This window comes from Paraglaciecola polaris LMG 21857 (assembly GCF_000315055.1).
In the GTDB taxonomy this organism is placed as follows: Bacteria; Pseudomonadota; Gammaproteobacteria; order Enterobacterales; family Alteromonadaceae; genus Paraglaciecola; species Paraglaciecola polaris.
On record NZ_BAER01000044.1, the window covers coordinates 77,836 to 95,885 of the forward strand.

Below are 18,050 nucleotides of genomic sequence, written 5' to 3' on the forward strand. Positions count from 1 at the left end.
GGATTCTGCGCGTAATATGTCACAATATGTTGAGATAGGTTGGGCGTTACGCTAATTCAACATAGTGACCATTTTGAATCCCGTCTAACGTCCAGTTGCCAATGCGATAGCGTATTAGTCGTAAAGTTGGAAAACCTATATGGGCAGTCATACGTCGAACTTGTCGATTCTTGCCCTCACTTATGGTAATTGACAGCCAGCTAGTGGGAATAGATTGACGAAAGCGCACAGGGGGATTGCGTACCCAAACGTCGGGTTCTTCCATTTTTTCGACTTTAGCTGGACGTGTCGTGCCATCTTTTAATGCAATTCCATCGCGCAATGCTTGAAGTTGCACATCGCTGGGGATCCCTTCGACTTGTACCCAATAAGTTTTGCTGGTTTTATTTTTTGGATCCGTAAGTTTGCTCTGAAGCTTACCGTCATTTGTCAACAGCAATAGCCCTTCACTGTCTTTATCTAAACGACCTGCGGCATAAACATCAGCAATGGGAATATAGTCTTTTAAGGTTTGACGACCAGTGGCATCGGTAAACTGAGTCAATACGTTAAAAGGTTTATTGAATAGTACGATTTTTGTACCGCCAAATGGCTTTTTGGGCTTTTTAGATTGATCAATGTTCATTTCTTGTAACTTATTATGAATAAAACGGCTGAGTTATTTTGCACTCTGCGATGAATTGTTTATTATCTTCCAGCTAATTTTTCAATGTAACTTTACCCTGATGTCAGGATCAGATGTATTAATTCCTGATAAATTTACTAAATGACGGATATTTAGCAGCAACTATTGTGCTTTTACCAGTCTACACTAATCCGGTAGCTCTCTACCGCAACATTTGAGGTATATAATGACAACTCAGAAGTCAAAGATTATCTATACGAAAACTGATGAAGCACCAGCGCTAGCAACTTATTCTTTGCTGCCCATAGTCGAGTCATTCGCTTCATCTGCTGATATCGAAATCGAACTTAGTGATATTTCCTTAGCGGCGCGTATCTTGGCCAATTTTGCTGATTATTTGAGTGACGAGCAGAAAGTACCTGATGCTCTAGCAGAACTTGGCGAACTCACACAAGATGCAGCAACGAACATCATTAAATTACCGAACATCAGTGCGTCCAAACCGCAACTTAAAGCGGCGATTAAAGAATTAAATGACAAAGGGTTTAACGTTCCAGCTTACCCTGAAGATCCGTCTACCGATGAAGAAAAAGACATTGAAGCACGTTACTCAAAAGTACTGGGCAGTGCCGTTAACCCAGTTTTACGTGAAGGTAACTCTGATCGCCGAGCACCTAAAGCAGTAAAAAGCTATGCGCGTAAAAATCCACACTCAATGGGTGAGTGGAGCCAAGCTTCACAAACACACGTTGCCCATATGCGCGGCGGCGACTTTTACTCAGGTGAGAAATCAGTAACAGTGGCTAAAGCGGGCCATGTACGTATCGAATTTACGGATAAGAATGGTCAAGTGAAAGTGTTAAAGCCTCGCGTTGACTTGTTGGCCGGCGAAGTGATAGACGGCATGTTCATGAGCAAAAAAGCCCTGTGTGAGTTCTTCGAAGAGCAGATTGAAGATGCTAAGCAAACGGGTATTCTTTTCTCTCTACACGTAAAAGCGACGATGATGAAAGTATCTCATCCCATCGTATTCGGCCATTGCGTTAAAGTTTTTTATAAGAAATTATTCGAAAAACATGCTGCTCTTTTTGAAGAGTTAGGTGTTGATGCAAACAATGGTTTAGGCAGTGTTTACGACAAGATAGCGACTTTGCCTGAGTCTCAGCGTGCTGAAATTCAATCTGATATTAATGCTTGTTATGCTGACCGTCCTCCGATTGCGATGGTTAACTCAGACAAAGGTATTTCAAATCTGCACGTACCAAGCGACGTTATTGTTGACGCGTCCATGCCTGCTATGATCCGTTCTTCTGGTCAAATGTGGGGTCCTGATGGAAAATTGCACGATACTAAAGCCGTTATTCCTGAAAGTACATACGCCACAATTTACCAAGAGATGATTAACTTCTGTAAGACCCACGGCGCGTTTGATCCCACCACTATGGGTTCAGTATCAAACGTAGGTTTGATGGCGCAAAAAGCAGAAGAATATGGTTCTCATGATAAAACATTTGAAATGACTGGTGCGGGTGTTGTGCGCATTATCGACCAAGACGAAAATGCATTGATTGAGCATGATGTTGAAGAAGGCGATATCTGGCGTATGTGCCAGGCGAAAGACGCGCCTATTCAAGATTGGGTAAAACTTGCAGTCAACCGTGCTCGTCAGTCAGGCGATCCGGCCATATTTTGGTTAGACGATGAACGTGCTCACGATGCGCAATTAATTGAAAAAGTGACTGGGTATCTGAAAGATCACGATACGGATGGGTTACACATTGAGATTATGGCACCTGTACGTGCTATCCGTTATTCAATGGAACGTGCACTTCGTGGCCTGGATACTATTTCAGTAACGGGTAACGTATTACGTGACTATCTTACCGATTTGTTCCCCATTTTAGAATTAGGCACCAGTGCTAAGATGCTTTCTATCGTGCCATTAATGGCCGGTGGTGGTTTATTCGAAACGGGTGCAGGCGGCAGTGCTCCAAAGCATGTTCAGCAATTTGTTGAAGAAGGACATTTACGTTGGGATTCGCTGGGTGAGTTTTTGGCAATTGCGGTATCAATTGAAGATCTCGCCATTAAAAATGACAACACTAAAGCTAAAATTTTAGCTAAAGCGCTTGATGGCGCAACTGAAAAGTTGTTGAACGAAGGCAAGTCTCCGCAACGTAAAGCGGGTCAACTTGATAACCGTGGTAGCCATTTCTACTTGGCCATGTATTGGGCTGAAGCATTATCAACCCAAAGTGATGATGCTGGATTAGCGGCCAAATTTGCACCGTTATTTGCAGTGTTAAGCAAAAATGAAGCGAAAATCATGACTGAAATCGATGGAACTCAAGGATCACCTGAAGATATTGGTGGATATTATTTCCCTGACGACGCATTACTGACTAAAGCAATGTGCCCAAGTGAAACTTTGAACACCATCCTAAAAGAATTTAAATAATAAATTTTAATTAGATATAAAAAAGCAGACCCTAAGGTCTGCTTTTTTTATGCTCAATTTTTATTGTTCGGGCTCACCGTTAAAATCGATGTTTTCAGCGTGCAGACCTTTCGGTCCTTGCTGTACGTCGTATTTCACTTCTTGCCCTGCTTTTAAAGAGCGGTAACCTTCCATTTGAATCGTAGAGTAATGGGCAAAAATATCATCACCCCCATCTTCTGGAACGATAAAACCGAACCCTTTTGCATTGTTAAACCATTTTACTTTGCCAACAGCCATACTTCTGCTTCCTTTTAATCCCTTGAACTGACGCATATTTATCCCCACAATGAACTATGGGGAAGGCGAAAATGTTAAAATAACAGATGTCGCACTAGAAAATGTAGATTTTTTAACCTGTTTTTGTCAAGGTAAATTGATAATTAAACAATTGCTAATAAAACTGCAAAATTTGCACTAAGGGCACTATTCTTCTTATTATGAGCAAAGATAACACTATTAATATTGAGCGCGAAAAGCAGCTAGACACGGTTAAGCAAAAGTTAGCGCCACCACCCATGTATAAAGTTTTGCTGAATAACGATGATTACACACCAATGGATTTCGTAATCGAAGTATTGGTTCGGTTTTTTAATCTAGACTCAGAGAAAGCTCATCAAATTATGTTGACTGTGCATTATCGTGGTCGAGCGGTTTGCGGTGTTTTTACCGCTGAAATTGCCGAAACGAAAGTCATGCAAGTCACCCAGTATGCCAAGAAGCATCAACATCCGTTGATGTGTACTATGGAACAGGTTTAGCGCAGTAAGAGGGTCTAAAAATGTTAAATAAAGAATTAGAACAAACGTTAAATGAAGCGTTTATCTTTGCCAGAGAGCATAGACACGAATTCATGACAGTCGAGCATCTTCTATTAGCCTTGCTCGACAATGGCTCCGCAACCGAAGCGCTTCAAGCCTGTGGCGCGAATGTCGACGTGATTAAGAAAGAACTCACCGATTTTGTTAAAGACACAACACCTTTGTTGCTTGAAGACGCAAATAATGAACGAGAAACCCAGCCCACGCTAGGTTTTCAGCGAGTATTGCAGCGAGCAGTATTTCACGTTCAGTCGTCGGGGAAAGAAGAAGTAACCGGCGCGAATGTACTCGTTGCTATCTTTAGTGAGCAAGAATCGCAAGCTGTGTATATTTTGAAGAAAGCGGATGTAACACGTCTTGATGTGGTTAACTTTATTTCTCACGGCGTGTCAAAAAGTGATGAGGAAAGTCCTCATTCTGTGGAACAAGATGAAGAAGGAACGAGTCAAGAAGCTGGTTCATCCATGTTGGACCAGTATGCGACCAATTTAAATGCACTGGCGAAAGAAGGAAAAATCGACCCACTTATCGGCCGTGACTTTGAAGTCGAGCGCAGTATTCAGATACTTTGTCGTCGACGCAAAAACAATCCATTATTGGTCGGTGAAGCTGGTGTAGGTAAAACGGCTATTGCTGAAGGGTTAGCTTTTAGAATAATTCACAATGATGTGCCTGACGTCATCGCTAACGCCATAATCTACTCTTTGGATATGGGAACCCTACTTGCGGGTACTAAGTACCGTGGTGACTTCGAGAAGCGCCTTAAAGGTATCTTGAAAGAGTTGGCTAAAGATCCAGACGCTATTTTATTCATTGATGAAATTCACACTATTATTGGTGCCGGTGCTGCATCGGGTGGTGTGATGGATGCATCAAACTTATTGAAACCTAAATTAAGCAGTGGAGAACTTCGCTGCATGGGATCCACGACGTACCAAGAATACCAAGGTATTTTTGAGAAAGATCGTGCTTTAGCGCGTCGTTTCCAAAAAATCGACGTGATTGAGCCTTCAGTAGCAGATACAACGAAAATTTTGATGGGATTGAAGTCGCGCTACGAAGAGCATCACAGTGTGCGTTTTACGCATAAAGCGTTACGTGCAGCTGCTGAGCTATCGGCAAAGTATATCAATGAGCGCCATTTGCCAGATAAAGCAATTGATGTGATGGATGAAGCGGGGGCAAGCCAACGCTTGTTACCGCCTTCTAAGCGCAAGAAAACCATTGGTGTGACTGACATTGAACATATTATTTCAAAAATAGCGCGTATTCCTGAAAAGTCAGTTTCTTCTAGTGACAAAGAGTCTTTGAAGAACCTAGATAGAGATCTAAAACTTGTTGTGTTTGGTCAAGATCAAGCTATCGACACCTTAACTGACGCTATTCGTTTGTCACGAGCCGGCTTAGGCACTGAAACAAAACCGATTGGTAGCTTCTTGTTTGCTGGGCCGACTGGGGTCGGTAAAACCGAAATTACCCAGCAGCTGTCGAATATCATGGGAGTTGAGTTATTACGCTTTGATATGTCGGAATATATGGAACGTCATGCTGTGAGTCGCCTAATTGGTGCACCTCCCGGTTATGTCGGTTTTGATCAAGGTGGTTTATTAACTGACGCAGTGATTAAAAATCCACACTCGGTTGTGTTGTTAGATGAAATTGAAAAAGCGCATCCGGATGTATTTAATATTTTATTACAAGTGATGGATCACGGAACGTTGACGGATAATAATGGGCGCAAGGTTGATTTTCGCAACGTAGTGTTAGTCATGACGACGAATGCGGGTGTGCAAGAAACGATACGTACGTCCATTGGCTTCAAGCAGCAAGATCACAGCCACGATGCTATGTCTGAAATCAACAAGGTCTTTACACCTGAGTTTAGAAACCGTTTGGATGCAATCGTCTGGTTTAATCACTTAGAAAAAGACGTGATTCTGCAAGTGGTTGATAAATTTATTGTTGAGTTACAGGTTCAGTTGGACAATAAGGGCGTGTCTCTTGATGTAACGAACGATGCAAGACAATGGTTAGCTGAACAGGGCTATGATCGAAATATGGGGGCACGGCCCATGTCACGCGTTATTCAACAGCATGTTAAAAAAGAATTAGCCAGTGAATTACTGTTCGGGGAATTGAGTCAGGGTGGTAGTGTGAAAATTTCCCTGAAAAACAAAAAGCTGGTATTTACCTTCAAAGCATTGAAAAAAGAAAAGTCTGAAGCTTAATTAAGTCATTTGGTGTTTGGGGGAAACTGCTAAACACCCAATTTCAGACATAGAAAAAGGCCCAATGTCATGCAACATTGGGCCTTTTCGTTTTCTGTATACTAACGAGCGCGGTAAATAATACGGCCCTTCGATAAATCATATGGCGTCATTTCACATGTTACTTTGTCGCCTGTTAAGATGCGGATATAGTTCTTACGCATCTTTCCTGAAATATGTGCAGTAACAACGTGACCGTTTTCTAATTCGACACGAAACATAGTATTTGGAAGGGTATCCAACACTGTACCTTCCATTTCAATACAATCTTCTTTCGCCATGTAGCTCTGTTACCTCTATCAATAAAATAAGTCTCAAAAATTCCGCGCAGATTTTGCCCAATAACCACCTCAGTGTAAAGCTTTACCAGTCTTTTTTTGTAATTAGCTGCCATTTTTGGCCAATAAAACGTTCGTGGGGCAAAAAATTGCGCTTATATTGCATTTTTTGACAGCGATCAATCTGGTAGCCCAAATATAGATGCTGTTTGTTTAAACGTTTTGCAATTGCTATCTGTTGCAACACTGCGAAAGTTCCGAGAGAGCGTTGCGCTAAGGATGGCTTGAAAAAAGTGTAAACGGCCGACAGCGCCTTTTCCAATGGATCCGTCACGGCGATGCCGATAAGTTCACCTTCTAGATGCAGCTCAACATAAAGTGGGTTTAGCCATTGTCCATGGGCAAAGCTTGCATATTGTTCAGGGGTCGCGGGATACATACTGCCATCTTGATGGCGAGAATTAATGTAGTTTTCATATAAGGGGTAATAATGCGCCTTGTCCTCTTCGCTCAATACAACCTTGATGTCGCTATTACGATTCAGAATACGCTTTTGGCTGCGAGAAGGTGTGAAGTTATTAACGGGAATACGAATTGCCTGACAAGCATGACAGGATGCGCAGTGCGGGCGATAAATTTGTGTGCCGCTGCGGCGAAAACCTGCACCCATGAGCATTTCATAGTAAGTGCTGTGATCTGATTCTTCAGCATATACTAGGAGCGTCTCTTGTTCATCGGATAGGTAACTACAGGCAAAACTTTGACTGATACCGAATTTCATTGTGTTTAGGTTAATTCCCTAGGTTGCCATAATAGATGATTTATCGGTTGTTTGACGGCCACTTTGAGTTTGTTTAGAAACTGATTTCTGGGGATTTCTATACATCCCAAACTGGCCAGATGGTCGTTTTGTAACTGACAATCAATAAATTCGCCGCCACTTTCACGCAGCAGTGCGACTAAATGAAACATAGCAAGCTTCGATGCATTCGTCGCGTAATGAAACATGGATTCGCCGCAAAATAGATTACCAGGCGTGACGCCATACAAACCGCCAATTAATTCCTTACTGTCCCATACTTCGATTGAATGGGCGCTGCCATGATGATGCAAAGTGATATAGGCATCGATCATGTTTTGCGTTATCCAGGTACCTGATGCTTGACGAGGCACCTTAGCACAGGCATGAATAACACGCTCAAAGCTATGATTTACGGTGACGCGATAGGGACTTTTACGGATAAATTTTGCCAGACTTTTAGAAACAGTAAAATTGCTTAGTGGCAAAATACCTCTGGGATTGGGTGACCACCATAAAATAGGTTCATTGATACTAAACCAAGGAAAAATCCCATGCTGATAGGCATGTATTAATCGGTTAACCGACAAATCACCACCAAAAGCAAGTAAACCAGGAGGCTCGTCTAAGGCGTGGGCTGGAGGGGGGAAGTGTAGGGAACTATCTAATTGAAAAAGTTCAATCATACTGACTCAATAGCAGTAAACAGGCCTCTTGCGAGGCCTAATAAAACGGGCTTATTGCGCGTCTAAGAATTTCTCAGCATCAAGAGCAGCCATGCAGCCTGTCCCTGCTGAAGTAATCGCTTGGCGGTATACATGATCACTCACATCACCGGCTGCAAATACGCCTTCAACGCTGGTTTGGGTCGCATTGCCCGCAGTGCCACTATTCACTTTAATATAGCCGTCGTGCATCTCTAGTTGCCCTTCGAAAATACCGGTATTGGGTTGATGACCAATGGCGACAAATAATCCCATGACATCCAATTCTTTACTTTCATCAGAAGTGGTGGATCTTATACGCACTCCTGTGACACCCATTTGATCTCCAAGTACTTCGTCAAGAGTGCTATTGAGGTGCAGTGTCACATTACCATTTTCCGCTTTGTCTAGCAGGCGCTGGGACAAAATTTTCTCACTTCTGAAAGTGTCACGTCTATGAATTACATGAACTTCTGAGGCGATGTTTGAAAGATAAAGTGCTTCTTCAACAGCTGTGTTACCGCCACCAATTACCGCTACTTTTTGATTACGATAAAAAAATCCGTCACAGGTTGCACACGCTGATACGCCTTTACCCATGAATGCGGTTTCTGATTCCATTCCCAAATATTTCGCCGAAGCACCGGTGCAAATAATCAATGCATCACAAGTATAAGTGGCTTGATCGCCGACTAATGTAAATGGACGTTTGCTGAAATCGGTCTTACTAATATGATCAAAAATAATTTCGGTATCAAATTTTTCGGCGTGTTGTTGCATACGCACCATTAAATCAGGACCCGTTAACCCACTTGCATCACCTGGCCAGTTTTCCACTTCGGTGGTAGTGGTAAGTTGACCCCCTTGTTGAATACCCGTTAACAGTACCGGATTCAAATTTGCTCGTGCCGCATAAACTGCCGCAGAGTAGCCTGCTGGGCCTGAGCCTAAAATGAGTAATTTTACGTGTCTTGATTCAGACATGAATGTCTCCAAAATGAATTTGTGGGCGATTTTATGCAATAGTGCCAATTAGGTAAAGAGGTTCCCCCTCATTACGCATAGAAATGCGTCTAGACAGGCAACTTTCAATCTTTATGGGATAATAAATTTGCTATATGTAATATTTCTATCGTATTTAGCACGAACTAATCATATCGTTTACTTTCTAAAGGGTGAACTTTTCGCTAAAATCCTTAGCATGCCTTACACATTGGTTCTTAAACAGCAGGTTACTCATGGCTCAAACCGTTTTCACAATGTTCAAAGATGGTCAGGAATATATGCAGACATGGCCAATCAGGAAGGAATTGTACCCGTTATTTCCTGAATGTAGGGTGATATCCGCTACTAAATTTGCCATCAAAACTATGCCGCCATTGGCTGTGTTAACCGTTGCTTCGGCTTATTCGGTAACCGGCGTAGAAACCTTGCCTAATGCTGTTGCCATGGGCATCTTTTTCTTATCCATTCCGGTACAAGGCTTATTGTGGCTTGGGCATAGAGCAAATCAGTGGTTACCGCCATCAACGTTAAGTTGGTATCGCGATATTCATTATAAAATGCAACAGCAGGGATGCCGAGTGGCAAATGTGAAACCTCGGCCTAAATACAAAGAATTAGCAGATTTACTTAAAACCGCATTTGATGATTTGGACAAGGCATTTACCCAGCGCTGGTTCTGAATCCCGCTTTTACGTTTAAGATGGCCGTAAAACTTCATTACATTGACGGCAAATATAGCGCTGTTGTTGGCGTAAAATTTTGTTGTGTCGCCGTATACTTAGCTCAACCTGACCACACAAGCACAGATAAGCAAATGTTTTACCCGTTACCTTAGTCACGTCCATTTTATGGTAGGTGTGTCCCGTTAACCCGAATAAATGCTCCATTAATCCTTGCCATTGTTTTCCATGGGGCTTTACCCGTCCGTATACGTTGTAAGCTACGAGGTGACACACTTCATGGGGCACAACTTCCTCCATAAAAGCCGTGAAATTATCTGTTAGAAGGACAGGGTTGAACCTTAGTTCATTGGTTTGCAAGCGTGCACAGCCAGCAATTTTCCCTCGTTGATTAAAGCTGATTTTGGGCTCAGGTAAACGTATGTTTAATTGGCGGTTTGCGTGTTCTATGCAAGCGATAACTCTAGCCGTGATGTTTGATTGCATATGGACGGGTGTAAGATGGGTTAAGGGGAGTGGTTTCATTGGAAAAAACATCTAGATCTAAATTCAAACGCAGCACCTATAAACAACATAGTTTCGGGTGCTGCGTGTTGTATTAAGATTATTAAATATCGCAGGTCAAGCAGAAAGCATATACACCACGGGGGTCGTTTAGTTTCACTACATTATCAAAATCAGCGGTTACTTTACTGATTAAACTAATAAGTTTGCTGTCACTTTGGGCGAATTGTGTTTGTGCAAGCATAACGGACGCTTTTGCAAACAGTTGGTTCCAGAACAATTCGCTGCTATTTAACGTCCGCTCAACATACGTTACGTCATATTCTGAGAGGTTGGCGCGTTTAGCAGCAGCCGAAATGGCGTCATCGATATAACCTAGGTGATCCACTAAGTTCAATTCGAGTGCCGTTTCACCAATCCACACTCGACCTTGGGCGATACTATCAACATCGTCTTTACTCATGTGACGCTCGTTCGCGACTAAGCTAATGAACTGGTCATAACCATGTTCTATGCTACGTTGTAAAACTTGTCCCATTTTAGGGTCGATACCACGGGTAATTCCCATACCTGCAAAATCGGTCGTGCCTACGCCATCAGTATGAACACCCAAGTAGTCTAAGGTATTTTCAAAACTGAGGAACATACCAAAAATGCCGATTGATCCGGTAATGGTGCTTGGTGCAGCCCAAATTTCATCAGCACTGGCTGAAATCCAATAACCACCGGAGGCTGCATATGTGCTCATTAGGGCCACGACAGGTTTGCCAGCAGCTTTGAGGTTTTCGACTTCTTGGCGGATGATTTCAGAAGCAAACGCACTGCCACCTGGTGAGTCAACATACAGCACAACAGATTTGATGTTGTCATCTAAGCGGGCTTTTCGCAATAATTCAGCTGTGCTGTCACCGCCAACCGTACCTGGTTTTTGTTCACCGTTTAAAATTGTACCTTTGGCCACGATTACGCCCACTTTGTCAATATTTCCACTCATGTGGGGCAAGGGTGGGTTAACAATGTGCAGATAGTGCTTAAACGCAATATGTTTGTAGCCGCGCGGAGAGTCATCTTTACCCACGATTGAAACAAGTTCTTGTAACACTTGTTCTCGGGTTTTTAATCCATCAACCCAACCATTGTCCAATGCGTACTGGGCGAAATCACCGTTAGCATTTTCAAACTTGACCATGAAGCCTTCCACTTTCTCGTCAAAGTTGCTTGGTGACAATCCTCGCGCATGGGCAACACTGTTTTTGTATTGTGTCCACATAGCATTTAACCATGCTTTGTTGGCTTCTTTTGCGGGTTGAGACATATCATCCCGTAAAATGGGTTCAACCGCTGATTTGTACGTGCCTACTTTGAATACATGGGTGGTGGCTTTAATTTTATCCAGTGCTGATTTGTAGTACATCCCAAAACGGCCATAGCCTTCAAATAACATCCAACCCATTGGATTCATGTAGACTTGGTCCGCATGGCTGGCAATGTAATATTGCTCCTGGGTGTAATAGTCACCTATAGCATAAACAGGTTTGTCGCTAAGCTTGAAGTCATCAATGGCTTGCGTAATTTGTTCAAGCTTATCTAAGCCAGCGCCATTGAGTTCCTGCAAGTCCAGCACTAACGCTTTAATGCGTTGATCTTGTTTGGCGTTGTCTATTGTTAGCAATATATCTTGTAACAAAACTTCAGGTTTTTCGTCAGCTTGTCCCAACGCTTCTTGCATGAACGCTTCAAAAGGATCAATTGCATGCTTTTGGATAACAATATCACCCTTGAGGTTGAGCACCAGCGCAGAATCTTGTTGCACACCTATCTGCCCATTATCTCGGAAGAACACAGAGATAATCCCAATGAAAATAATTAAAAATATTATATTAAAGAAAAGCTTACGGCTAAAATTGAGTACTGACCAAATGCCGCTAAACAGTGACTTGGTCCAACTTTTATCGGTTGACATATGAATATTGGTTCACTTACTTAAAAACGATGCTGCATCCTAACCAAAATCCGATCATCTTAGAATCCACAAGTGTAAATTAATGTAACTTATGCTGCTTTTTAGTACATATAATTAAACGTTAGCGTCATTTTAGTGAAATTTACTTTTTCAAAGCAAAAGACTTGGCACTCAGGCTATTGCGGAGATGTTGTCTCTTAGTCGGGAAATTGAGTGAGCTATTTATTGGTATTCTGGCAGACATAAATGACATATTTAGCACATAATGAATGATGCACCACATGCCATTAGATAAAGAGGATAATATGAGTAACCACCATAAAATTAACTATATAGAAATTCCGGTCAAAGATGTCAGCGCGACAAAAGAGTTTTTTGGTCAGGTATTTGATTGGCAATTTACCGACTATGGTCCCGATTACGCGGCGATAACAGGGGCAGGTATTGATGGTGGTTTTTTTTGTGCCCAACAAACGGTATCAACCGCTAATGGTAGTGTGTTAGTGGTGATTTACAGTGATGACTTAGTTGCTACCCAAAAACGAATAGAAAGGCACAGTGGCAAGTTAGTGCAGCCTATTTTTACGTTTCCTGGTGGTCGCCGTTTTCATTTTAGTGACCCCAACGGAAACGAATACGCAGTCTGGAGCGATAAATAACGTTCCAGCTGTGTTGACAGTCACAGTGGACTAAGCTTGAAAACCTGAGTCGGGTAATAGATCTTTGCCAGATGCTGCGTCTCTAGCGAGCACGTCACAACGTTCGTTCATTGGGTGACCAGAGTGACCTTTAACCCAATGCCACTCAACTTGATGTTGATTAACTTGCTCGTCTAGACGTTTCCACAAATCGACATTTTTAACGGGCTTTTTGTCGGACGTGCGCCAGCCATTTTTACGCCAATTCTTGATCCATTGATTGATGCCATTTTTGACGTATTGACTATCCGTAGTGAGATCGACTTTGCAAGTTTCAGTTAAACTGGCGAGGGCTTCAATGGTGGCTAACAGCTCCATACGATTGTTGGTGGTATGAATAAATCCTTGGCTTAACTCTTTACTGTGTTGGCCAAATACCAGTACCGCACCGTAACCGCCTGGCCCTGGGTTACCTAAACAAGAACCGTCAGTATAAATTTCTAAGTGTTTCATTTCATTTATCAATCATTTAAAATTTTTCGCAGTATAATGTAATCGCGACTTAACGCCACCCTGAAACAAACTGAGAACCCATGAGACAAATCGTACTTGATACAGAAACGACTGGTATTGACCCTAGACAGGGACACCGAATTATCGAAATAGGTTGTGTGGAATTACTCAATCGACGCCTAACGGGCAATACCTTTCACGCGTACGTTAACCCTCAGCGTTTAATCGAACAAGAAGCAATAGAAGTTCACGGCATCACCAACGAGTATTTATTGGATAAACCTGTCTTTTCTGACGTTGCGGCTGATTTTGTCCAGTTCATCACAGGTGCACAATTAGTTATTCATAATGCGCCGTTCGATGTGGGGTTTATGGATCATGAATTTGCCCGTGTTGCATCCATGCAGGGACTAAAAACGGCTGATATATGCACCGTTTTAGACACTCTAAACATGGCTCGCCAGATACACCCAGGGCAGAAGAATAATCTTGATGCTTTATGTAAACGATATGGCATAGATAACTCCCACCGTGAAAAACACGGCGCTTTGCTGGATTCTGAGATATTAGCTGACGTTTACTTGATGATGACAGGGGGGCAAACTGATCTGAACTTGTCAGGCAAATCAAATTCCGACGGTGGTGGCAAGGTGGAGCATATTCGTAGACTCGACCCTAGTCGAAATCAGTTAAAGGTTTTACGTGCCACAGCCGATGAAATAGAAGAGCATGAGAAGCGTCTAGATCTGGTTAATAAGGAAGGCGGTTCTTGTTTATGGCGTGAATAATCGCCAATTTACTAATTATTTGGGACGCTATGTTAAAACCCTTGTTATTCAGTGCGCTACTATTGTCTGTTTCTGCCAATGCGCAAACCCCCACGACGGAGCAACAAGCGCACAATCCTCTTGAGTCCCTAGGTAATGAATTTCAAAACAGCATTAAGCTGCTGCAAAATCGCTTTCGAATAGATCATGAAGTGGAAGAAATTACCATGGTCTTTTTTCGTGATTATGGCAGTTTACCTGTCGTATTAGTCAGGCCGGATGGCAGTAAAATATACCAATCCCAAGCCGACGGTGAGAGTATATTTTGGTTCGATACTGCTACCTATGACATGGTAAGCATTAAAAAGCCGGTGCCAGGGCCGTGGCAAGCAATAGGCAGTATTACGCCGGATAGCCGCGTGATGGTCATAAGCGACCTAACGCTGCACGCCGAACCACTGCCAAACATCATCTTTTCTGGTGAAATCCTGAAGCAAACCGCGTATTTAACTAACGGTGGTGAGCCGATAAATTATTCAGAGTTTAGAGATGTCGTTACGCTAAACATGCAATTTTTCAGTACCAATAACCCTGATTACAATAATTTTGGTGCGGACTCGCAAACCATAGCTACCTTTGAAGACAACGGTCAGGGGATGGATGAAAAACCGCTAGATGGGACGTTTACCGGTCAGTTCAATTTGTCTGTTGCCTCTGGCGAATGGATCCCAACCTTTATCGTCAGCACCCCTATGTTTTCTCGAGAGCAAGTGGGCGAGCCGGTGATGCTTTATCCCAATCCGATTCACATCTCGGTGGAGCGACATGGCGGTGGTGGTGGCTATCACAAGCTAATAATTGATGCCGAGCGTGAACATATTGACATGTCATCGTTACTTATTGATGGCAAAGTACAGTTCCCAAACGGGGACATACAAAATTTTTCTATTACTGACATGACACCTGACGTTCGCGAGCATCTGATTGTTAATTATGAATATGGTGTATACAGAATAAAATTAACGGCGTTTGGTAATACGTTAGATGGTCGCGACCTAATATTGGATGTGCCAGAATTTAGTTTCTTAACCGAAGAGCCGATTGTCGCTCCTGAGATAGATGATAACGCTATAGCAGCCTCAACGATGCAAGCCAGTGAGCAGCTTAATGCACAAGGGATGTTATCAGCGCCTTTGCTTGGACAAGATGTTGCGCCAGAAATGGCTATTGGGACATTAGTGTCTCTGATTATTGGCATTAATGTGTTTTTATTAATGGTCGGTGGCACGTTGATTTGGTTTATGACCAAAGAAAAACCGGCCACGGTTGACGAGTTACTAAAAGAAAAAGTACCCGTTAAGGGTAAAGAAGTAACGAAGCTAGGTTTGATAGCCAGCTTAAAATCACGCTTATCACGCAATAAAGATCAAAAGCCTACTAAGGCAGATAAAGCAAGCAAAGGTAAAAAGAGCAAAGCAGCATCAGATAGTTCAGATGATAAAGCCTAAATCTGCGTGCAATTTGGTCAAATTGCTCAATGCGTAGGCAAACGAACAAAAATAATGAAATTAAGCGATAAAATTCAGAAAAAGCGGTTGACTCAATAGGGGGTTAACCGTATTATCTGCGCCGCGGTTGAGGGGAAGGTCCTAGATTAACTTCTTAACTCGTTGAAAGTATTAAAGAAACTGGAGCGGTAGTTCAGTTGGTTAGAATACCGGCCTGTCACGCCGGGGGTCGCGAGTTCGAGTCTCGTCCGTTCCGCCAATTTCTTTTAGTACTTTCGGTTTTGAAACAGCGGAGCGGTAGTTCAGTTGGTTAGAATACCGGCCTGTCACGCCGGGGGTCGCGAGTTCGAGTCTCGTCCGTTCCGCCAATTTCAAAACACAAAAATTTATATGGGGAGCGGTAGTTCAGTTGGTTAGAATACCGGCCTGTCACGCCGGGGGTCGCGAGTTCGAGTCTCGTCCGTTCCGCCATTAAATTTTATTATGATGTAACCTACCAGTATTATTTCTATTTTATCTTCGCCAATTCTTGGCAAATATTTGAAACATTTTATCTTAACTATCATACAGCTATCTAGCTGAAACCCATGTCATTAATTAATGCTTGAGGTAGACTGCTTGTTTTATATTTTACCCTTGTGTGCGCGTAATCACAGGACGTATTTTTGACGAATGGGTGAGTTAACTTGATCTTATTGTTATTTTATATCGCCTTAGCTCTGGGCGTATCATTTATTTGCTCTATTGCTGAGGCGGTTATCTTAAGTGTGTCTTCCTCGTATATATCCGTGCTTGAAAAACAAAACCACAAGAGTGGCGCGCTGTTGCGTAAGCAAATACAAAATATCAACAACCCTCTGGCGGCAATACTTACCTTAAACACTGTTGCTCATACTATGGGAGCGGCTGGTGCTGGTGCACAAGCCGCTGCAGTCTTTGGTGAAGTCTATATGGGCGTTATTTCCGCTATTCTTACTTTATTTATTCTGGTTTTTTCGGAAATCATTCCAAAAACCTTAGGGGCAACGTTTTGGCGCAAACTTGCGCCAGTTACAGCCCACTTCCTAAAGTATCTTATTTTATGCTTATATCCTTTTGTGGTGTTGGCAAACAAGCTCACAGCTGGGTTTAGCGATGATTCGCCTTTAAAAGGGCTAAGCAAGGCAGAGTTAGCAGTACTAACCGATGAGTCATATCAGGAAGGGCAAATAGCCAAGCAAGAAGCCAACATTCTACAAAATTTGCTGTCTTTGGATGAGTTAAAGATAAAGAAGGCTATGACACACCGTACGGTGATCTTTTCGGTGCCAGAAGATATGACAGTGGAAGCCTTTTATCATAAACATGGCACAGTAGAATTCTCACGTATTCCTATTTACGAGCAATCAGAGCCAGAAAAAATTACCGGATATGTGCTTAAAAAAGACATTCTGTTGGCTATGATCCGTAAAAATGAGAAGAACCTGTTGAGTGTTTATCGCAAAGACATGGTGACCTTATTAAGCAGCATGCCCTTGTCAGCTGCGCTACACCCATTACACACTAAGCGCGCTAATATGCTACTGGTAGTGGACGAGTACGGAGGCTTAGAAGGCATAATGACAGATGAAGATCTCACCGAGTCATTACTTGGTGTAGAAATCGTCGATGAAAATGATAAGAATGTGAGTATGAAAAAACTCGCTCGACTAATGTGGAAACGCCGAGAGCGTGCCGCCCTGCAAAAAAACACCCAGACAAAATCCTAATGTCTTAATGATACTTCAAGTTAAGGAACAAATAAAAATATGCGTGAACTGTTGAGCTGTGTTCGACTATCCAAGCAGTATGATGATGGTAAAAATTGCGTGCAAATTCTTAATGACGTGAACTTAACAGTTAATGTATCTGAGCAACTAGCTATTATTGGCACCTCGGGATCGGGCAAGAGTACCTTGTTACACTTACTTGGTGCGCTCGATCAACCCACATCGGGTCAGGTGCTCTTTGAGCAACAAGACATTTTTGCGTTTTCCAGTGCAGAGCAAGCTAAATTTCGCAATCAATCTCTAGGCTTTGTCTATCAGGCTCATCATTTACTACCCGAGTTTAGTGCCCTCGAAAACGTAGCCATGCCACGTTTGATTGCCAATGAAAGACGTGAACAAGCTATGCATCATGCAGAAATAATGCTCAGCAAAGTAGGGCTGGCACACCGTTTAAGTCACAGGCCGAGCATGTTATCCGGCGGTGAACGTCAGCGTGTGGCGATCGCACGAGCTTTGGTTAATCAGCCTAAGTTAGTTCTTGCTGACGAACCTACCGGAAACTTGGATGCGAAAACCGGCGAAGGGATATATCAGTTGCTCAATGAGCTACGAGAGCTTAGCCAAACAAGCTTTATTGTGGTGACCCATGACATTCAATTAGCGAAACGTTTAGATCGCTCACTTAGTCTGGTTAACGGCCAATTGACGCCGCAAAGCGAATAGAACAAGAGAC

18 protein-coding genes and 3 tRNA genes are annotated in these 18,050 nt (G+C 42.7%); 12 read left to right on the forward strand and 9 right to left on the reverse strand.

Translation table 11 applies throughout. The features are described from left to right. Positions 1 to 46: 46 nt before the first annotated feature. On the reverse strand, positions 47 to 625 hold the full coding sequence (locus tag GPLA_RS08610; RefSeq protein ID WP_007104488.1) for a pseudouridine synthase: 579 nt from the start codon (positions 623 to 625) through the stop codon (positions 47 to 49). A gap of 226 nt (positions 626 to 851) precedes the next feature. Here GPLA_RS08610 and GPLA_RS08615 point away from each other — a divergent pair, with 226 nt between their 5' ends. Beyond that, the gene (locus GPLA_RS08615; RefSeq protein ID WP_007104489.1) at positions 852 to 3,083 is read left to right on the forward strand and encodes an NADP-dependent isocitrate dehydrogenase; all 2,232 of its coding nucleotides are present in this window, start codon (positions 852 to 854) and stop codon (positions 3,081 to 3,083) included. A gap of 60 nt (positions 3,084 to 3,143) precedes the next feature. Here the strand turns inward: GPLA_RS08615 and cspD are convergent, their stop codons facing one another. Next, complete coding sequence (gene cspD, locus GPLA_RS08620; RefSeq protein ID WP_006990872.1) at positions 3,144 to 3,362, reverse strand: cold shock domain-containing protein CspD; 219 nt, start codon at positions 3,360 to 3,362, stop codon at positions 3,144 to 3,146. Positions 3,363 to 3,562: 200 nt separating this feature from the next. Here cspD and clpS point away from each other — a divergent pair, with 200 nt between their 5' ends. Next, on the forward strand, positions 3,563 to 3,883 hold the full coding sequence (gene clpS / locus GPLA_RS08625) for an ATP-dependent Clp protease adapter ClpS (RefSeq protein WP_007104491.1): 321 nt from the start codon (positions 3,563 to 3,565) through the stop codon (positions 3,881 to 3,883). A 20-nt stretch (positions 3,884 to 3,903) separates the two neighbouring features. Beyond that, positions 3,904 to 6,171 carry an ATP-dependent Clp protease ATP-binding subunit ClpA gene (gene clpA / locus GPLA_RS08630; RefSeq protein WP_007104492.1) on the forward strand — a complete coding sequence of 756 codons (2,268 nt, stop codon included), beginning with the start codon at positions 3,904 to 3,906 and terminating at the stop codon, positions 6,169 to 6,171. Between the two features lie 101 nt (positions 6,172 to 6,272). On the opposite strand, the gene infA is transcribed toward clpA, so the two are convergent. From infA to trxB, 4 genes are all read right to left on the reverse strand, one after another. Then, positions 6,273 to 6,491 (reverse strand): translation initiation factor IF-1, encoded by a 219-nt coding sequence (gene infA, locus GPLA_RS08635; RefSeq protein ID WP_006990869.1) that lies wholly within the window; start codon positions 6,489 to 6,491, stop codon positions 6,273 to 6,275. 82 nt (positions 6,492 to 6,573) lie between these two features. Then, the gene (locus GPLA_RS08640; RefSeq protein WP_007104493.1) at positions 6,574 to 7,269 is read right to left on the reverse strand and encodes an arginyltransferase; all 696 of its coding nucleotides are present in this window, start codon (positions 7,267 to 7,269) and stop codon (positions 6,574 to 6,576) included. Positions 7,270 to 7,274: 5 nt separating this feature from the next. Next, positions 7,275 to 7,973, reverse strand: coding sequence for a leucyl/phenylalanyl-tRNA--protein transferase (aat, locus tag GPLA_RS08645; RefSeq protein ID WP_007104494.1), 699 nt, complete (start codon positions 7,971 to 7,973; stop codon positions 7,275 to 7,277). 51 nt (positions 7,974 to 8,024) lie between these two features. Then, positions 8,025 to 8,975: a thioredoxin-disulfide reductase gene (gene trxB / locus GPLA_RS08650; protein WP_007104495.1), complete on the reverse strand. Its 951-nt coding sequence runs from the start codon at positions 8,973 to 8,975 to the stop codon at positions 8,025 to 8,027. Positions 8,976 to 9,229: 254 nt separating this feature from the next. On the opposite strand from trxB, the gene yfbV reads away from it, so the two are divergent. After that, positions 9,230 to 9,676 (forward strand): terminus macrodomain insulation protein YfbV, encoded by a 447-nt coding sequence (yfbV, locus tag GPLA_RS08655; RefSeq protein ID WP_040514264.1) that lies wholly within the window; start codon positions 9,230 to 9,232, stop codon positions 9,674 to 9,676. 15 nt (positions 9,677 to 9,691) lie between these two features. Here yfbV and GPLA_RS08660 read toward each other — a convergent pair whose 3' ends face one another. Together GPLA_RS08660 and sppA are read right to left on the reverse strand one after the other, a co-directional pair. Next, entirely contained in the window at positions 9,692 to 10,201 is a 510-nt protein-coding gene (locus GPLA_RS08660) for a SprT family zinc-dependent metalloprotease (protein ID WP_153810548.1), read from the reverse strand. 82 nt (positions 10,202 to 10,283) lie between these two features. Beyond that, positions 10,284 to 12,143, reverse strand: coding sequence for a signal peptide peptidase SppA (gene sppA, locus GPLA_RS08665; protein WP_007104499.1), 1,860 nt, complete (start codon positions 12,141 to 12,143; stop codon positions 10,284 to 10,286). 305 nt (positions 12,144 to 12,448) lie between these two features. Here sppA and GPLA_RS08670 point away from each other — a divergent pair, with 305 nt between their 5' ends. Beyond that, positions 12,449 to 12,802, forward strand: a complete 354-nt coding sequence (locus GPLA_RS08670) for a VOC family protein (protein WP_040514266.1) — start codon at positions 12,449 to 12,451, stop codon at positions 12,800 to 12,802. Between the two features lie 30 nt (positions 12,803 to 12,832). Here the strand turns inward: GPLA_RS08670 and rnhA are convergent, their stop codons facing one another. After that, positions 12,833 to 13,294 carry a ribonuclease HI gene (rnhA, locus tag GPLA_RS08675; RefSeq protein WP_007104501.1) on the reverse strand — a complete coding sequence of 154 codons (462 nt, stop codon included), beginning with the start codon at positions 13,292 to 13,294 and terminating at the stop codon, positions 12,833 to 12,835. A gap of 80 nt (positions 13,295 to 13,374) precedes the next feature. On the opposite strand from rnhA, the gene dnaQ reads away from it, so the two are divergent. The 7 genes from dnaQ (at position 13,375) to lolD (ending at position 18,040) form a co-directional block, all read left to right on the forward strand. Next, a complete protein-coding gene (gene dnaQ, locus GPLA_RS08680; RefSeq protein WP_007104502.1) occupies positions 13,375 to 14,082 on the forward strand; it encodes a DNA polymerase III subunit epsilon in 708 nt (235 codons plus the stop codon). A 29-nt stretch (positions 14,083 to 14,111) separates the two neighbouring features. Continuing rightward, entirely contained in the window at positions 14,112 to 15,569 is a 1,458-nt protein-coding gene (locus GPLA_RS08685) for a TIGR03503 family protein (RefSeq protein ID WP_007104503.1), read from the forward strand. 182 nt (positions 15,570 to 15,751) lie between these two features. Then, a tRNA-Asp gene (locus tag GPLA_RS08690) sits at positions 15,752 to 15,828 on the forward strand. 32 nt (positions 15,829 to 15,860) lie between these two features. Beyond that, positions 15,861 to 15,937 (forward strand) — tRNA-Asp (locus GPLA_RS08695). A gap of 26 nt (positions 15,938 to 15,963) precedes the next feature. Further along, positions 15,964 to 16,040: transfer RNA gene (locus GPLA_RS08700), tRNA-Asp, on the forward strand. Positions 16,041 to 16,255: 215 nt separating this feature from the next. Next, complete coding sequence (locus GPLA_RS08705; RefSeq protein WP_007104504.1) at positions 16,256 to 17,317, forward strand: CNNM domain-containing protein; 1,062 nt, start codon at positions 16,256 to 16,258, stop codon at positions 17,315 to 17,317. Between the two features lie 39 nt (positions 17,318 to 17,356). Further along, positions 17,357 to 18,040 carry a lipoprotein-releasing ABC transporter ATP-binding protein LolD gene (lolD, locus tag GPLA_RS08710; protein WP_007104505.1) on the forward strand — a complete coding sequence of 228 codons (684 nt, stop codon included), beginning with the start codon at positions 17,357 to 17,359 and terminating at the stop codon, positions 18,038 to 18,040. Positions 18,041 to 18,050: the final 10 nt, after the last annotated feature.